General features: G+C 72.1%; 15 protein-coding genes. 6 read left to right on the forward strand and 9 right to left on the reverse strand.

Annotated features, from left to right (window positions below; all coding sequences use genetic code 11):
• Positions 1-77: 77 nt before the first annotated feature.
• Together ABZU25_RS09540 and ABZU25_RS09545 are read right to left on the reverse strand one after the other, a co-directional pair.
• On the reverse strand, positions 78-719 hold the full coding sequence (locus ABZU25_RS09540; RefSeq protein ID WP_355028877.1) for a class F sortase: 642 nt from the start codon (positions 717-719) through the stop codon (positions 78-80).
• Positions 720-903: 184 nt separating this feature from the next.
• On the reverse strand, positions 904-1,518 hold the full coding sequence (locus ABZU25_RS09545; RefSeq protein WP_355028904.1) for a hypothetical protein: 615 nt from the start codon (positions 1,516-1,518) through the stop codon (positions 904-906).
• A gap of 124 nt (positions 1,519-1,642) precedes the next feature.
• On the opposite strand from ABZU25_RS09545, the gene trmB reads away from it, so the two are divergent.
• Entirely contained in the window at positions 1,643-2,356 is a 714-nt protein-coding gene (trmB, locus tag ABZU25_RS09550) for a tRNA (guanosine(46)-N7)-methyltransferase TrmB (RefSeq protein ID WP_355028878.1), read from the forward strand.
• A 103-nt stretch (positions 2,357-2,459) separates the two neighbouring features.
• Complete coding sequence (locus ABZU25_RS09555) at positions 2,460-4,973, forward strand: DUF3516 domain-containing protein (protein ID WP_355028879.1); 2,514 nt, start codon at positions 2,460-2,462, stop codon at positions 4,971-4,973.
• An 81-nt stretch (positions 4,974-5,054) separates the two neighbouring features.
• Here the strand turns inward: ABZU25_RS09555 and ABZU25_RS09560 are convergent, their stop codons facing one another.
• Positions 5,055-5,984, reverse strand: a complete 930-nt coding sequence (locus ABZU25_RS09560; protein ID WP_355028880.1) for a phosphotransferase — start codon at positions 5,982-5,984, stop codon at positions 5,055-5,057.
• Between ABZU25_RS09560 and ABZU25_RS09565 the strand changes: the two genes are divergently transcribed.
• From ABZU25_RS09565 to ABZU25_RS09575, 3 genes are all read left to right on the forward strand, one after another.
• Positions 5,983-6,885, forward strand: coding sequence for an NAD-dependent epimerase/dehydratase family protein (locus tag ABZU25_RS09565; RefSeq protein WP_355028881.1), 903 nt, complete (start codon positions 5,983-5,985; stop codon positions 6,883-6,885). The two genes, ABZU25_RS09560 and ABZU25_RS09565, sit on opposite strands and share 2 nt — an antisense overlap.
• A 154-nt stretch (positions 6,886-7,039) precedes the next feature.
• A complete protein-coding gene (locus ABZU25_RS09570; protein WP_355028882.1) occupies positions 7,040-7,684 on the forward strand; it encodes a hypothetical protein in 645 nt (214 codons plus the stop codon).
• 184 nt (positions 7,685-7,868) lie between these two features.
• Complete coding sequence (locus ABZU25_RS09575; RefSeq protein WP_355028883.1) at positions 7,869-8,762, forward strand: hypothetical protein; 894 nt, start codon at positions 7,869-7,871, stop codon at positions 8,760-8,762.
• Positions 8,763-8,933: 171 nt separating this feature from the next.
• On the opposite strand, the gene ABZU25_RS09580 is transcribed toward ABZU25_RS09575, so the two are convergent.
• The 5 genes from ABZU25_RS09580 to ABZU25_RS09600 form a co-directional block, all read right to left on the reverse strand.
• The gene (locus tag ABZU25_RS09580; protein ID WP_355028884.1) at positions 8,934-9,881 is read right to left on the reverse strand and encodes an iron-siderophore ABC transporter substrate-binding protein; all 948 of its coding nucleotides are present in this window, start codon (positions 9,879-9,881) and stop codon (positions 8,934-8,936) included.
• A gap of 62 nt (positions 9,882-9,943) precedes the next feature.
• Entirely contained in the window at positions 9,944-10,891 is a 948-nt protein-coding gene (locus tag ABZU25_RS09585) for an ABC transporter ATP-binding protein (RefSeq protein WP_355028885.1), read from the reverse strand.
• Positions 10,892-10,911: 20 nt separating this feature from the next.
• The gene (locus ABZU25_RS09590; RefSeq protein WP_355028886.1) at positions 10,912-12,126 is read right to left on the reverse strand and encodes an iron chelate uptake ABC transporter family permease subunit; all 1,215 of its coding nucleotides are present in this window, start codon (positions 12,124-12,126) and stop codon (positions 10,912-10,914) included.
• Complete coding sequence (locus ABZU25_RS09595; protein ID WP_355028887.1) at positions 12,123-13,169, reverse strand: iron ABC transporter permease; 1,047 nt, start codon at positions 13,167-13,169, stop codon at positions 12,123-12,125. The genes ABZU25_RS09590 and ABZU25_RS09595 overlap by 4 nt, the downstream gene beginning before the upstream one ends.
• Before the next feature lie 61 nt (positions 13,170-13,230).
• A complete protein-coding gene (locus ABZU25_RS09600) occupies positions 13,231-15,216 on the reverse strand; it encodes a multicopper oxidase domain-containing protein (RefSeq protein ID WP_355028888.1) in 1,986 nt (661 codons plus the stop codon).
• A gap of 129 nt (positions 15,217-15,345) precedes the next feature.
• Here ABZU25_RS09600 and ABZU25_RS09605 point away from each other — a divergent pair, with 129 nt between their 5' ends.
• The gene (locus ABZU25_RS09605; protein ID WP_355028889.1) at positions 15,346-15,705 is read left to right on the forward strand and encodes a YciI family protein; all 360 of its coding nucleotides are present in this window, start codon (positions 15,346-15,348) and stop codon (positions 15,703-15,705) included.
• A 1-nt stretch (position 15,706) separates the two neighbouring features.
• Here ABZU25_RS09605 and ABZU25_RS09610 read toward each other — a convergent pair whose 3' ends face one another.
• A complete protein-coding gene (locus tag ABZU25_RS09610; RefSeq protein WP_355028890.1) occupies positions 15,707-16,069 on the reverse strand; it encodes a cytidine deaminase in 363 nt (120 codons plus the stop codon).
• Between the last annotated feature and the right edge of the window lie 108 nt (positions 16,070-16,177).

Here is a 16,177-nt window from a genome sequence, read left to right on the forward strand (position 1 = left end):
ACTCGGGTTCATTGATGTCGGGGTGTTCGGGCGACCTGGTCACCCCGATTTCCTTGCAGGCGAGTGGATGCGCACGGTCAGGGTTTGCGGGAGGACTGGAGGGTGGCGAAGGCGATCACGTTGTCGGCGTAGCCGGTGCGACCGCCGATGAACTGGCCGCCGCAGGTGATCAGCCGCAGCCCGGCGGGGCCGTCGTGGCCGTAGATGCGCTCGGCGGGCAACTGGTCCTTCGGGAAGTGCTCCACGGTGTCGACTTTGAAGACCACCGTCGACCGGTCCGCGCGGGCCACCTCGATGAGGTCGCCCGGCTTCAGCTTGCCCAGGTCGTAGAAGACCGATGGCCCGCTCTTGGTGTCCACGTGCCCGACGATCACCGCCGGACCGGGTTCGCCGGGCGTGGGACCACGGTCGTACCAGCCGGTCTCGTTGTGCCGCTCCAGCGGCGGTACGGCGATCGAGCCGTCCCGGGCCTGCCCGACGGGCGCCACCGGCGCGGCCACCTTGATGGCGGGCACGGTGAGGCGCACCGGGCGGCTGGCCGACAACCCGACCGACTCGCTGCGGGCCGGGCGGTCCCCGCCCGCCGGGGCCCAGTCGAGCGGACCGACCGAGCGGCCCAGCCCCGCCCCGGTGGCGAAGACCCCGGCCAGCACCAGCACCACGGCCAGCGGCACCGACCAGGGGCTGCGGCCGGGCTGACGGCTACGCCGAGGGGTCACTGCGGTCGGCGGGCGAGCAGCCACACTGGGGCGATCAGGGACCAGCGGACTGTCGTCAAGCGGTAGGCGACGGGCGTCGAAGCGGTCGTCCGCCGGCAAGCGGTCATTCCGCTCGGGGCGAGAGCCGGGGGCCGGGCGAGGACCGGGCGGCGGCGACGCGGGTCGGAAGATCTCCATGGCGGCCTCAGCGACGCGCAGCGCCACGGACCGGACGTGGCCGGCGTAGCGCCACGACGGCGAGGACCAACCCGGTGACGGTCAGCGCCGCGCCGCCGGGCAGCAGCAGCTTGCCGGTCATTCCGTTCGCACTCCCGCCGAAGCCGGTGGCCGGACCGCGACTGGGCTGGGGCGGGACCTTCTTGACCACCTGGAGCATTGTCGAGGCGGTCTCACCGTCGCGGCACTCCAGCTTGACCCGGTAGTTGCCGGGGCGGGTGCGCTCGCGCACCATCGGCGCGGCGGTGAGCAGGCCATGCTGCGGCTGTACGCCGACCGCGCCGAAGGCGTCGGAGACGACAGTGGCGCCCACCGAGTTGTCCCGGCAACTGGCCCGGATCCCGACCAGATAGCCGGGCTGCACCGTGCTGGGGCTCACCTCGACGAAGATGTCCACCGCCGGCGTCGGCTGGGGCGCGCCACCCGGCGGGCCCTCGGGTTGCGGCGCGGCTGCGACGAACTGAGTCCCACGAGCCGCGGGCGCGGCAAGCGCGGGCGCGGTGAGCAGGAGGGCGGTGAGCAGGGGGCCGGTGAGCGCGGTCAGCACCGACAGGGTCACGCCGCCGCGGGTCACTGTCACGATGCCCCCTCTCGACGCCGCGCGGCTGAGTCGGGCAGCGGAGCACCCGACCTGCCGTACCAGTTGGATCCTCTCATTTCCGGTCGCACATCACATCCGATTCGCCGGCGGCGTCGCGTACGCTCGGATGGCTGTGACCGCCACCGAACATGACCCCGCCGTCCCGCCCGTGAGCCGGACGATCCGGACGTTCCATCCCCGCCGGGGTCGGATGAGCGACCGGCAGACCGATGCGCTGGGCCGGCTCTGGCCCGCCTACGGCCTGGACGTGCCGGACGGCCCCGTCGTACCCGTCGACCTGGCCGACCTGTTCGGTCGCCGGGCGCCGGTGGTGTTGGAGATCGGTTCGGGCATGGGCGACAGCACCGCCGCGATGGCTGCCGCCGACCCGGATCGAGATTATCTGGCGGTCGAGGTGCACACGCCGGGAATCGCGAACCTGCTCGACCTGGTGGACCGGCACTGCCTGAAAAACGTGCGGGTGGCCCGCGGCGACGCGTTGTCCCTGGTCAACGGCCTGCCTACGGATGTGTTGGACGCCGTGCACGTCTTCTTTCCGGACCCGTGGCCGAAGGTCCGCCACCACAAGCGGCGGATCATCCAGCCGGCGCACGTGGCGCTGCTGCGGTCCCGGCTGCGGCCCGGCGGCACGCTGCACTGCGCGACCGACTGGGCCGAGTACGCCGAGGCGATGCGGGAGACCCTGGAGGCGGACCCGGAGTTGGTGGACGCGTACGGCGGCTTCGCGCCGCGTCCGGCGCACCGGCCGGTGACGAAGTTCGAGCGGCGGGCGATCACGGCCGGCCGGCCGGTCGCCGACCTGCTCTACCGCCGACGGTGACGCGCTGGCCCGGCCCGCCGACCCGGACCCGCCTCCCCGGACGGGGGTCCGCTGGACGCCGGGTTGGCATAGCGGGGCATGATCCAGGCACCATGGACGGGATATGACGCTCACCGCCGCGCTGCCGACAAGCGCCGACCCCGACACCCTCTTCGACGCGTTCGCCGGCTGGGCGAAGGAGCGCGGTCTCGACCTCTACCCCCATCAGGAGGAGGCGGTCATCGAGATCGTCTCCGGCGCCAACCTGATCATGAACACGCCCACCGGCTCGGGTAAGAGCCTGGTGGCGATCGCCGCACACTTCGCGGCCCTCGCCGACAGCCGGACGACGTTCTACACCGCGCCGATCAAGGCGTTGGTGTCGGAGAAGTTCTTCGCCCTCTGCGAGGTCTTCGGCGCCGAGAACGTCGGCATGCTCACCGGCGACGCCAGCGTCAACGCCGATGCCCCGATCATCTGCTGCACAGCGGAGATCCTGGCCAACCTGGCGCTGCGCGAGGGCACGAAGGCCGACGTCGGCCAGGTGGTCATGGACGAGTTCCACTTCTACGCCGAGCCCGACCGGGGTTGGGCCTGGCAGGTGCCGATCATCGAGCTGCCGCAGGCCCAGTTCATCCTGATGTCCGCCACCCTCGGGGACACCACCCGGTTCGTCGACGACCTGACCCGGCGTACCGGACGACCGACCGCCGTCGTGCGCACGGCGGAGCGGCCGGTCCCGCTGATCTTCTCCTACGCCATGACGCCGCTGCACGAGACGCTTGAGGAACTGCTGGAAACCAAGCAGGCCCCGGTGTACGTGGTGCACTTCACCCAGGCCGCCGCGCTGGAACGCGCCCAGGCGCTGATGAGCGTCAACGTCTGCTCCCGGGCCGAGAAGGACATGATCGCCGAGGCGATCGGTGGTTTCCGGTTCACCTCCGGCTTCGGCAAGACGTTGACCCGGCTGGTCCGGCACGGCATCGGCGTGCACCACGCCGGCATGCTGCCCAAGTACCGCCGCCTGGTGGAGACCCTCGCCCAGGCCGGCCTGCTCAAGGTCATCTGCGGCACCGACACCCTCGGCGTCGGCATCAACGTGCCGATCCGGACGGTGCTGTTCACCGGCCTGTCCAAGTACGACGGCGTCCGCACCCGGCTGCTCAAGAACCGGGAGTTCCACCAGATCGCCGGGCGGGCCGGTCGGGCCGGTTACGACACCATCGGCCGGGTCGTGGTGCAGGCACCCGAGCACGTCATCGACAATGAGAAGGCCCTCGCGAAGGCCGGCGACGACCCGAAGAAGCGGCGCAAGGTGGTCCGCAAGAAGCCACCGGAGGGCTCGATCGGGTGGGGCCAGCCCACCTTCGACCGGCTGGTCGACGCCGAGCCGGAGCCGCTGACCTCCAGCTTCCAGGTCAGTCACTCGATGCTGCTCAACGTCATCGGCCGACCCGGGGACGCGTTCACCGCGATGCGGCACCTGCTCACCGACAACCACGAGGAGCCCGCCGCCCAGCGCCGGCACATCCGCCGGGCGATCGCCATCTACCGGGCGTTGCGCGCCGGTGGGGTCGTCGAGGAGCTGCCCGAGCCGGACGAGACCGGCCGGCGAATCCGGCTCACCGTCGACCTCCAGCTCGACTTCGCGCTCAACCAGCCGCTTTCCCCCCTCGCGCTGGCCACCATCGAGCTGCTCGACGCCGAGTCCCCGTCGTACGCGCTCGACGTGCTGAGCGTGATCGAGTCGATCCTCGACGATCCCCGGCAGATCCTGTCCGCGCAGCAGTTCAAGGCGCGCGGCGAGGCGGTCGCCGCGATGAAGGCCGAAGGCATCGAGTACGAGGCCCGCCTCGAACTGCTCGACGAGGTGACCCACCCGAAGCCCCTCGCGGAGCTGCTGGAAGCCGCGTACGAGATGTACCGGCAGGGCCACCCCTGGGTCGCCGACCACCAACTCTCCCCCAAGGCCATCGTCCGCGACATGTTCGAGCGGGCCATGACCTTCACCGAGTACGTGGCGTTCTACGGGCTGACCCGCTCGGAGGGCCTCGTCCTGCGCTACCTGGCCGACGCGTACAAGACGCTGCGCCAGACCGTGCCCGAGGACGCCAAGACCGAGGAGCTGATCGACCTCATCGAGTGGTTGGGTGAGCTGGTCCGCCAGGTCGACTCCAGCCTGATCGACGAGTGGGAGCGGCTGCGCAACCCGTCGGACGTGGCCGAGGTGGCCCAGGCACACGCCGCCCTGACCGACCGGCCACCCGCGGTGACCCGCAACGCGCGGGCGTTCCGGGTGCTGGTGCGCAACGCGCTGTTCCGCCGGGTGGAGCTGGCCGCGCTGCGCCGCTGGGACCTGCTCGCCGAGTTGGACGCCGGCGACGGCTGGGACTACGACGCGTGGGCCGAGGCGTTGGCGCCGTACTTCGAGGCGTACGACTCGATCGGTGTCGGTCCGAACGCCCGCGGGCCGGCGCTGCTGATGATCGAGCAGGGCCGGGAGCGGTGGACCGTGCGGCAGATCTTCGACGACCCGGACGGCGACAACGACTGGGGCATCAGCGCGGAAATCGACCTGGTCGCCTCGGACGAGGTCGGCGCGGCGGTCGTCCGGATCACCGACGTCGGCCAACTCTGAGGTGCCTGCCCCCGACGGACCGTCGGGGGCGCACCGGCCCGGGGCGGAAGAGCGGGTGATCGCGCCGAGATCCGGCGTGGATCAATGACGCTCGGCCAGCTCGCGGAGATCGGTGACCAGTTCGTCGATCCATTGCCGGGACACCGGGACCGCGTGAACGCCGGTCTCCACGACCCAGCGCAACGCGTTCATGGTCCAGCACAGGCCGCCGGTCACCAACTGGTCGGCCACCGTCACCAGGTCGGTGCCGGCGTCGTGCGCGAAGATCTCCGCCAAGGCGTCCATCCGGACGCCCTCGATCCGGCCCTGTTTGCGGCCCTCGCGCAGCAGGAGGTAGAGGTCGCCGAGATGCGGGTGCACGTAGGCGTCCGACCAGTCGATGGCGACGATCCCGCCACCGGGGATGTGCAGCAGGTTCTTGGCCTGGAAGTCTCCGTGCACGATGGTCGCGGGCTCGCTGGAGAGCTGCTCCAGGCGGCGGGTCATCGCCCGGATCGGATCGTCGAGTGCGCCGGCCAGATCGGGGCGTAGGGCCACCATGGCCGTGGCGGCCCGTGCCGCCGACGCCACGAGATCGGCGGTGGACCGACGCAGACCGACGGCCAACGCCGGGTCGGCGGCGAGGCGCAGCGCCGACTCGGCACGCATCCGAGCCAGGACGCGGACGGCCTGCTCGTATCCTTCGGCGGTCGGTCGATCTTCGAGGTTGTCACCGCCGAGGTCCTCCAGAACGATCACCCCCGAGCCGTCCTCGGCGAGCACCCGCGGTGCGGCAATCCCGAGGGGGACGACCAACTCCTGATAGCGCCGCGCTTCGCCGGCCAGCTCGCCGATGCCCCGCTTGGCGATCACCGATTTCCGGGTGACACCGTCCAGGCGGATCCGCCAGACTTCCGACAGCGCCCAGCCGCGTAGGAGATCACCGCCGACGATCGTGCCGTCGAGCTCGGGAAGCCAGCCGGGCAACGTGGTCTCGATCACCACGGCATTCTGCCCCGGGAGTTCCGTCATGCGCCTGTTGATTCTCGGCGGCACCACGTACCTGGGCCGCCACCTCGCCGAGCACGCCCTGCGAGCGGGGCACGAGGTCACGTTGTTCAACCGCGGGCGTACCGGAAAAGAATTGTTTCCCGGGGTGCCGCGCCTGATCGGCGACCGGACCGCGGACGGCGACCCGGCCGGCCTGACCGCGCTCGGCACCGGCACCTGGGACACGGTCTTCGACTTCAGCGGCTTCCACCCGCGCCAGGTCACCGCCACCGCCGGGTTGCTGGCGCCGCGCATCGGGCGGTACGTCTTCATGTCCTCGATCGCGGTCTATCCCCCCTCGGCCGAGGCGGGCCGGACGGAGGATTCCCCACTGCTGCGGGCGGAGCCCGACGACGGCGAGTACGGCAACCTGAAGGTCGCCTGCGAGGAGGCGGCCGAGGCGGCCATGCCCGGCCGGGCGACGTCGGTTCGCGCCGGATTGATCAGCGGTCCCGGTGACCCGTTCGGCGCGTTCACCAGCTGGGCCCTCGGCATGGCCGGCGCCAAGGTGGTTCCCTGCGCGGCTCGGGCCTCGCAGCCGGTGCAGGTGACCGACGTCCGTGACCTTGCCGCATTTCTGCTGCGGGTCGGGCCCGGCCCGTTCAACGTGGTGCCGCCGCCGATCACCTTCGCCCAGATGCTCGAAACCTGTCGCCGGGCCGGTGGCGGAACGGCGACCGTCACCTGGACGCGGGACGAGAACGTCGACGACCTCGGCGGATTCATCGTGCAGCCCCGGGACGGTAGCGCAGACGGCGCGTTCCAGCTCTCCGGCGAGCGCGCGCGGCTGGCGGGTTACCGCCCCCGGCCCTTCGCGGAGACGGCTCGGGACACGATCGAGTGGGCGCTGCGAACGACGGCGACCTTCACCAACCCGCACTGACGCGCATCGGCCTCAGGCACTCGCGGGGCGGCCCGGACACTCACCGGATCGGCCCGGACGCGGCCCCTCCGCACCCCCGACTTTCACTGGGCAATGTCAGACCTGTCGATTAGAATGTATGTACTAATAAAGATCCTGACCTGGGAGGACGCCCGTGACCGCGCCCACCTCCACGCCCCTCACCCCCTACGCCACACTGCTCGGTTTCACCCGCTACGTCGACCGCACCGGCCCCACCAAGGCGACCTTCGTGGGCGGGCTGCGCAAGCAGCGCGCCAGTCGGTCCGGCTTCAACCCGCACGGCCAGTTCGTCAAGGCACTCAAGGCCGACATCGCCTTCCACACCGGTGGCACCCACCTGACCGGGGTGGTCGACGTGGTCAAGCCACGCTGGCGCCCGCTCTACCAGGCGCTCGTCCCCGGGGCCACGGCCTGGCTGCACTCCCTCGGCGAGCCGGCCACCGTCGACCTCGCCCAGACCCGCGACGCCCTGGCCATGCTGGGTGACCTGCCCGTCAAGATCAACCCCCACTTCGGGGTACGCCACGCCGACGGCCGCGTCGAAGCGGTCCGCCTGCACTTCGACGAGGCCCCACCGAGTGCGGAGTCGGTGCTCGCCACCCTGCACCTGATGGCCCGACACATGGACGCGGTGCTCCCGCACGCCGAGCCGGTCCTGGTCGACGTCCGCCGTGGCCAGGCCCACCGCATGCCCACCGACGCCAAGCCCGACCAGATCGAACGCTGGCTGTCCGGCGAAGCCGCCGCCTTCCGCGCCATCTGGTCCACCGCCGCCTAATCCCACCCACCCCCGACGCCCCCCACACAAGCCAAGATCCGCGCAACTTCGGGGATGCTGCTGTCTCGCGTCGCGAGGAGGCAGCAGGAACAGTGAAGTTGCGCGGATCTTGGCGTTGAGGCCCTGTTACGGGGTTATCCACAGGGGCTGCAGACGAACACCTTCGCCGGCCAAGGTGTTTCTCATGCCTGTTTCCCCACGACGGCCGGCGAGTTTGCAGGGACGCGTGTTTCGCGGCTCCCGTGTCGTTGCCAAAGGCCTGCTCACCCGAACGGAGCTGCGCAGCACAGCATGGCGCCCGCTGTTCCGGGATGTCTACGCCGATGCTCGGCTCGCGGTCACCCACCGCACGCGTTGTGCCGCCGCGGCGCGCTGGGTGCTGCCTCCGGGCGTAGCGATCGCCGGTCGCAGTGCCGCAGCGCTCTACGGCGCGGCGTCGGTCGCCGACCACGAGCCCATCGACGTGCTCGTGCCCGCCGGCCAGCGGTTCGGTCCGATCTCGGGTCTCGTTGTGCACACCGGTGCGATCGCCGCGACCGACGTGTCGGTACGTCAGGGCATCCCGCTGACCACGCCGACGCGCACATGTTGGGACCTGGCCCAGTGGTTGCCGACGGAGGACGCCGTCGCCATCGTGGATTGCCTCGCCAGCCAACGACTGGTGGTGCTCCCCCGACTGCGCGCGGACTCCCGAGCATGGATCGGCAACCGGGGTTGGAAACGGATGGTGCGGGTGGCCGAGCTGGCCGACGCGGGCGCGGAGTCGCTCCCGGAGTCCCGGCTCCGCGTGCGGATAGTGCTCGCCGGGGTGCCGGAGCCCGTGACGCAGTTCGTGGTCGAGCGGGACGGAAGGTTCGTGGCGCGCCTCGATCTGGCGTGGCCGCACCTCAAGGTCGCCGTCGAGTACGACGGGTTGTGGCACGACGATCCCGAGCAGTTCCACCGAGACCGACGCCGCCTCAACCGACTGCTCGGTGAGGACTGGATCGTTCTGCACGTCACAGCGAAACGGTTCCGCGAGGACTTCGACGGCTTCCTCGCCGAACTCCGCCAAGCCCTCCGGTCCCGCTCCCGCTGACTCCGCCGCAAACCCAAACCCAAACCCAGACGCAGACCCAGACGCCCCAAGATCCGCGCAACATCAGGGATCCTGCTGCCTCACGAGCTGGTGAGGCAGCACTTTCACCGAACTTGCGCGGATCTTGAGGGCGGGGGCGCGGCGCGGCGCGCGGGCGCGGCGGGGGGCTTGTCAGGCGGCGGGGAGGTACTTGGTGAGATCGTCGAGGATCTTGTTGGCGGCGCCGACGCCGATGCCGGTCATCCAGACCTCGTCGGAGACGGAGTACGTCTTGCCGGCCTGGACGGCGCTGAGGCCCTTCCAGAGGGTCCCGCCGGCCACCTTGGCCTGCTCGGCGGCGGCCTTGTCGCCGTACGCGGTCACGAAGATGACGTCACCGTCGACCTCGTTGACCCGCTCGGGGCTGACCAGGTCGAAGCGCTTGTCCTCCTTGTTGGCGAGCATCTGCCGCTCGGGGCGGCCCAGCCCGGTGTCGCCGAGGACGATGCCGGAGAAGGAGTCCGGGCCGTACACCCGGATGTTGCCCGGCAGGAACCGCACGATCGACACCTTGCGGGCGGCGGCGTCGCCGAGCGTCGCGCCGAAGTCCTTGGCCCGCTTCTCGTATGCGCCGAGCAGGTTCTTGGCCTGCTGCTCGCGCCCGAGTGCCCTGCCGTCGAGGAGGAAGTTGTCCTTCCAGGTGATGCCCACCTTGTCGGTGAACACTGTCGGCGCGATGGCGGACAGTTCGTCGTAGAACTTCTCCTGGCGGAACTTGCTGCCGAGGATGAGGTCCGGCTTGAGCGCGTTGATCGCCTCCAGGTCGGGCTCGGTGAGGACCCCGACCTCCTTGATGCCGGCGAGCTTGTCCGCGCCGAAGTACGTCGGCCAGCTCCTGGCCTCACCGGCGGTGGCGGCGCCGACCGGCGTGACGCCCAGCGAGAGCGCCGTGTCGATCTTGTCGGTGTCGAGCACGACGACACGCTTGGGCTCGGCCGGGACCTTGGTGGTGCCCATGGCGTGGGTGATCTCCCGGGTCTCCCCGGTGGTGGAGCCGGCGACCGGGTCGCTCTCACCGCAGGCGGTGAGACCGATGCCGAGGGCGGCGGCCGCGGCGAGAGCGGCGACGAGACGACGCATCAGAGTCCTTTCGAGGGGTACGAGCCGGCGAGCGGGGTGGCCGCGTCGCCGGTGGTGACGGGTCAGGCGTCCGGTACTGACGCTTTCGAGGAATGGAGGTCGTCCGCGGCGGCGGGCGCGGTGGGCGGCCCGGAGTGGGACGCCCGGCGCGGACCGGCGACCGGGTTGCCCGCACCGCGAGACGCGCCGGCCGGAGCGGGCGCGTCGGTGGACGGCCGGACCGGGATGGAGTTACCTCCCGTGTACGCGGGCACCACCAGCGGCGCGCCGGTCACCGGGCAGGGCACGACCACGCAGGCCAGCCCGAAGACGTCGCGGACCAGGTCGGCGGTGAGGATCTCCCGGGGCGGTCCGGCGGCCACCACGGCACCGTCGCGCATCGCGACCAGGTGGTCGGCGTACCGGGCAGCCTGGTTCAGGTCGTGCAGCACGGCGACCACGGTGCGGCCCCGCTCGACGCGCAGCCGGTGCAGGAGGTCCAGCACCTCCACCTGGTGGGCCAGGTCGAGGAAGGTGGTCGGCTCGTCCAGCAGCAGGGCGTCGGTGTCCTGGGCGAGCGTCATGGCGATCCACACCCGCTGCCGCTGACCACCGGAGAGGCTGTCCACCGGCCGGTCCGCCAGGTCGGTCACGTCGGCCAGGGCCATCGCCTCATCCACCGCAGCGCCGTCCTCCGACGACCACTGCCGCCACCAGCGCTGGTAGGGCTGCCGGCCGCGGCCGACCAGGTCTGCCACGGTGACGCCCTCGGGCACCAGCGGGCTCTGCGGCAGGACGCCGAGCCGGCGGGCGACCTCCCGGGTGGGCAGCTCGCGGATCGCGGTGCCGTCCAACAGCACAGTGCCCCGACGCGGGCTGAGCAACCGGGCCATCGTGCGCAGCAGTGTGGACTTGCCACACGCGTTCGGCCCGACGATCACGGTGAACGCGTCGCTGGGCAGGTCCAGGTCGAGGCCGTCGAGCACGGTCCGCTCGTCGTAGCCGGCGACCAGGTCGCGGGTGGAGAGCATCACACGACTCCTTGGGGGCGTCACGACGACCGCCGCCGTCCGCGCAGCAGCAGGAAGATCAGGTACGGGCCACCGATCGCCGCGGTCAGCACCCCGGCGGGCAGTTGTGTGGGCGCGAACAGCCGCCGGCCGGCCAGGTCCGCCAGCACCAGCAGCAACGCGCCGAGCAGCGCCGCGCAGACCAGCGGTGGCCGTTCGGCGCGTACCAGGCGGCGGGCCACCTGCGGGGCGACAAGCGCGACGAAGTCGACGGCGCCGACCTGGGCGGTGACCATCGCGGCGACGAGCACGCCGGTGCCGGCCAGGCCGATCCGGCGGGCCACCGGGCGCAGCCCGACGCCCCGGGCGGTGTCGTCGTCCAGGGCGGTGCTGTTCAGCGCCCAACCGGCCCAGGCCAGCACCGGCAGGAGCACCAGCAGGGTGCCGGCGATCCAGGCGGCCTCGGTCCAGCCCTTGCCGGCGAGGGTGCCGATCAGCCAGATCTGCGCGCGCAGCCCGTCGATCGGGTCGGCCGTGAGCATGACCACCTCGGTCAGTGCCCGGAAGGCGAACGCCACCGCCACGCCAGCGAGGACGAACCGCTGCGCGGCCAGCCCGTGCCGAGCACCGAGGGCGAACAGCAGCACCGCCGCGAGCAGCCCGCCGACCAGCGCGGTGGGCGCCACCAGCACCGCGGCCATTCCGCTGGTCAGGGCCACGGTGGCGGCGAGGCCCGCGCCCTGGGTGATGCCGATGACGTCCGGGCTGGCGAGCGGGTTGCGGGCCACGCTCTGGATCAGGGTGCCGGCCACGCCGAACGCCGCGCCGGCCACCGCCGCCAGCACGACCCGGGGCAGCCGAAGATCAAAGACAACCAGGTCGTACGGGGTGTCGGCGCCGGAGAGGGCGCGCAACACGTCGGCCGGGGCGACGTACGGGGTGCCCAGCGAGAGGCTCAGCACGACGGCCGACAGGAGCAGCACGGTCAGCACGGCGGCCACCAGCACCGCGCGGCGGCGGATCAGGAGGCTGACCGGGCCGATCCGCAGCAGCGAGCGGCCGGCCAGCCGGGCATCGCCGGCACCGGTCGAGGCGGCGGTCGCGGCGACCGACACGCCAGCCGGACCGGCGGGGCCAACCGCGCCGGACAGGCCGGACGGGTTGGTCACGCCAGCCGGGTCGGCGGGGCCAACCGCGCCGGACAGGCCGGACGGGTTGGTCACGCCAGCCGGGTCGGAGGGTCGCGCTGTGGTCACGCGGTCACCACCCGGGCGCGGCGGACCAGGACGGCCAGCAGCGGCGCTCCGATCAGCGCGGTGACGATCCCGGCCGGTATCTCGCCGGGTGGGGCGACGAGCCGGCCGACGACGTCGGCGCCGAGCAGCAGCGCCGGGCCGAGCAGGGCGGAGACGGCGAGAGTCCAGCGGTGGTCCGCGCCGACCAGGGCACGCGCCAGGTGCGGCACGGCCAGCCCGACGAAGGCGATCGGTCCGGCCGCCGCCACCGCCGCGCCGGTCAGCAGCACCGCGGCGAGGCCACCGCCGAGTCGGACCAGGCCGATGCGGTGGCCGAGGCCGCGGGCCACGTCGTCGCCGAGGGCCAACGCGTCCAGGCCCCGGGCCACCAGGGCGGCGAGGACCAGACCGGCGAGGACGAACGGCAGCACCTGCGCGGTGACCGTCAGGTCGCGGCCGGCCAGCCCGCCGACCACCCAGAACCGGTACTCCTCGAAGGTGCGGGCGTCGATGCTGAGCAGCGCGTACACGCCGGAGGCCAGGCTGGCGTCGAGTGCCGCGCCGACCAGCGCGAGGGTGACCGGGCTGGCGCCCTCCTGGGCCCGGGTGGCGATGGCGAACACCAGCAGCCCGGCGATCAGCGCGCCGGCGATGCCGAACCAGACGTACCCGGCGAGGGTGCCGACGCCGAAGACGGAGATGGCGAGCACCACACCGAAGGACGCGCCCGCGCTGATGCCGAGGATGCGCGGCTCGGCGAGGGGGTTGCGGGTGAGCGCCTGGAACAGCACACCGGCCACGGCGAGCGCGAGACCGACGGCGAGGCCGAGCGCGGTACGGGGCGTGCGCAGCTCGCGCACGATGGTGCTGGCCTCGCCGCCGTCGGGTGCGACGAGAGCGTGCCAGACCTGGTCGACGCCGAGGTGCCGGCTGCCGAGCGCGAAGCTGGCCAGCACGGCGAGCAGCAACACCAGGGCGGCCCCGACGGTGACGGCCACCCGCCGGCGGGTGCGGGTGCCGGACCGGCTGCGGACCTGGGTCGGCCGGCTGGCGAGCGCGGTCACGAATCTCCCTGCACGATCGGGCTTAGGTTCGCCTAACCTTAGCCGACCTGCGAAAAGTGACCTAACCGGCGTCGGTCGATGCCGTCGAGGGCACCTCCGGCCCGTCCAGCGGTGAGACCGAGCCGGCCAACGCGCCACCGTCCCCGGTCGCCGCACCACCGCGCGGCAGCACGTTCAGCGGTCGCATCATCTCCCTGTCCTCGTGCTCCAGCAGGTGACAGTGCCAGGCGTAGCGACCGGGCAGGTCGAAGCGCGCCTTGATCCGGGTCACCTCCCACGGGTACGCGAGCACCGTGTCCATCCGGCCGCGCTCCCCCGGGTCCGGCCGCAGCTGGCCCGAGTGCCCGCGCCCGAGCAGCTCGAACTGGACCTGGTGCAGGTGGACCGGGTGCACGTGCCGGGTGAAGTTGCGCACCTCCCACTCTTCGGTGTCGCCGAGGGTGGGTTGCTCGGTCACCGGGTCGCTCCAGCGCAGCGGCAGACCCCGGCCACGCTCGTCGAGGACGCCGAGCAGCATGATCATCGAGCCGCCGGACATCCGCTCGTTGAGCGACAGCCGGCGTACCCGCTGGGCCGTTCCGAGCCGCGGCTGCGACGGCAGCCGCAGCTGCTCCGGTGGGACGCTCGGGTCGACGCCGGCCGCGTCGGTGACCACGAAACGCAGCACCTGCCCGGTGGTGTGCGGGTCGGCCGGCGCGAAGTCCACACCCGGCCGGCCGCCGTCGTACATCCCGTCGGGTCCCTCGTTGACGAGGTACAGCTCGGTGCCGGCCGGCACGTCGGTGAAGTCGACGATCACGTCGACCCGCTGGGCGGGGCCGAGCGCCACCCGCTCGTGCGGCACCGGCTCGGGCAGGAAACCGCCGTCGCTGCCGATCTGCCAGACCGGAAGCACCGGGCGGGCCGGCCGCGCTGTGGCGTTGGCGACCACGCTGAGCAGCAGGAAGCGGCTGTTGCAGCCGTTGAGCAACCGGAACCGGTAACGCCGACGCCGCACGGTGAGCGTGGGCCAGGTACGACCGTTGACCACCATGGTGGAGGCGGAGAACCCGGGCACCCAGGTCGGCGGCCCGTCGCCGCCACCGGAGTACCGCCGCGGGTAGCGCAGCTCGCCGTCGGCGGTGAAACTGCGGTCCTGGATCAGCAGCGGAATGTCGTGGTAGCGGGCGTCGGTCGGATCGTCGCGGGCCGGCGCCGGGCCGGGCAGCACCCCGTCCGGCAGGTCGTCACCGCCGCCGAGCAGGTAGAACCCGGCCGGCCCGGCGTAGATGTTCTCCCGGGTCAGCCCGAGGGTGTGGTCGTGGTACCAGAGGGTGCAGGGCCGCTGGTCGTTGGCGTACTCGAAGGTGGCCGAACCCGGCGCCCAGCGCCGGCCGCAGTGTTCGGCGAAGCGGGACCGGAACTCGCGGTACGCGCTGCCGGCCACGGCGAAGTCGGGCGGCAGGTCGCGAGCCACCGGCAGGTACCACGCCTCGGAGTGCCCATCGCTCTCCTGGGCGCTGTGCGCGCCGTGCAGATGCACCACCTGGGGAACCGGCCCGCGATACCCCTGCGGGCTGCCGTCCCACTGCCCGTGGTGGTCCCGATGCTCAATGCCGCCGGCCGGGTTGGCCCAGTGCAGGGTGGGGTCCACCGGCAACAGGTGCGGCAGGTAGTCGCCCCGGTCGTCGACGAGCTGGTTCAACCAGGTCACCCGAACCGGTCGCCCCACCCGCGCCACGATGGTGGGCGCCGGGTACCCGAAGCTGCCGGGGTGGGCGGTGGAGCCGTAACCCCACACGGTGGTGCGCGGCCACGACGGCGGCAGGATCTGCTGGCGGAACTGTCGCACCGCGATCTCGTACGTGTCCCGTTCCGGATCCGTCGTCACCGCCGGCATGGCCGGCGGGATCCGCAGCGGCGTGACGTACTTCGGAATGTCGCCGGCGTCCAGCGGTGCCGCCGCCGCGGCGGCGAGCGCCCGGCCCGACGCCGTCCAGCCTGCCGGGACCAGAACCGCAGCGCTGCCGGCGGCACCCGCCGCGAGCAGCCGTCGTCTGGTGACCATGCCGCACCTCCCAGTTGTTTCCGAGTCCCAATAGAAGAATGAGTTTCGCGGACGGGAACAAGGAGGGCAGAAGGCGGATCACACCCATAAGAGGGACATACCGCTGCAGTCGCGCCCTAGGGTGTGGGTATGCGATTCGACCAGCACACGGTCGTCCTGCTGGTCCGAGCCGCGGACCCGCCGGAGCTGCCGCAGGACGCGATCGACAGGTTGCGGGACACGCACCTGGCCCACCAGGCGGGGCTCGTCGAGCAGGGGCTGGTGCTCGCGACCGGGCCGTTCCTGCACCCCGACGACGACCTGCTGCGGGGCTTCGTCGTGCTCTCCATCGCCCCGGACGAGGCGCGCGCGCTCTACGCCAACGACCCGGCGGTGCGGGCCGGACGCCTGGTCGCGCAGGTGACGAGCTGGCTGGTCCCGGAGGGCAACGTGCGGTTCGAGGGCGTGCCGGTTCCCCGGTCGATGCTGGAGGCGGCGGCGGGCGACTGACTCAGCCGGACAGCGAACCGATCTCGACCACCCGCAACGCGTCCACCTCGCCGATGATCACGCGCAGCGCCGGAAAGTGGTCGGCCAGCACCTGCCGGCAGTCGCCGCACGGCGCGCTGACGTCGCGACCCCGGTCGGCGACCGTGACGATCGTCTCCAACTCGGTGACGCCCTGCGTGGCGGCCGTGCCGACCACCACCAGCTCGGCGCAGGTTCCGCCGGTGGCGTGCTGGACGTTCACGCCCGTGAAGACCCGCCCGTCGGCGGTCCGGGCGGCCGACGCGACAGTGTGGCGCTGGCTGCGGCACCGCAGTTTGGCAACCGCGGTGGCGGCCTGCACCAGCGCCCGATCGGTGTCCCGCATCGTCATTCCGGCCCCCGCACTCGACGTCGGCCGCCCACTCTAGGTCCCGGACCCGGCCGTCGACGGATCGGCCGCGCGATAACCCGCGGGCGGTACGCCGTCGGGCTG

Source organism: Micromonospora sp. NPDC005215, assembly GCF_040607915.1.
Taxonomy (GTDB): domain Bacteria; phylum Actinomycetota; class Actinomycetes; order Mycobacteriales; family Micromonosporaceae; genus Micromonospora.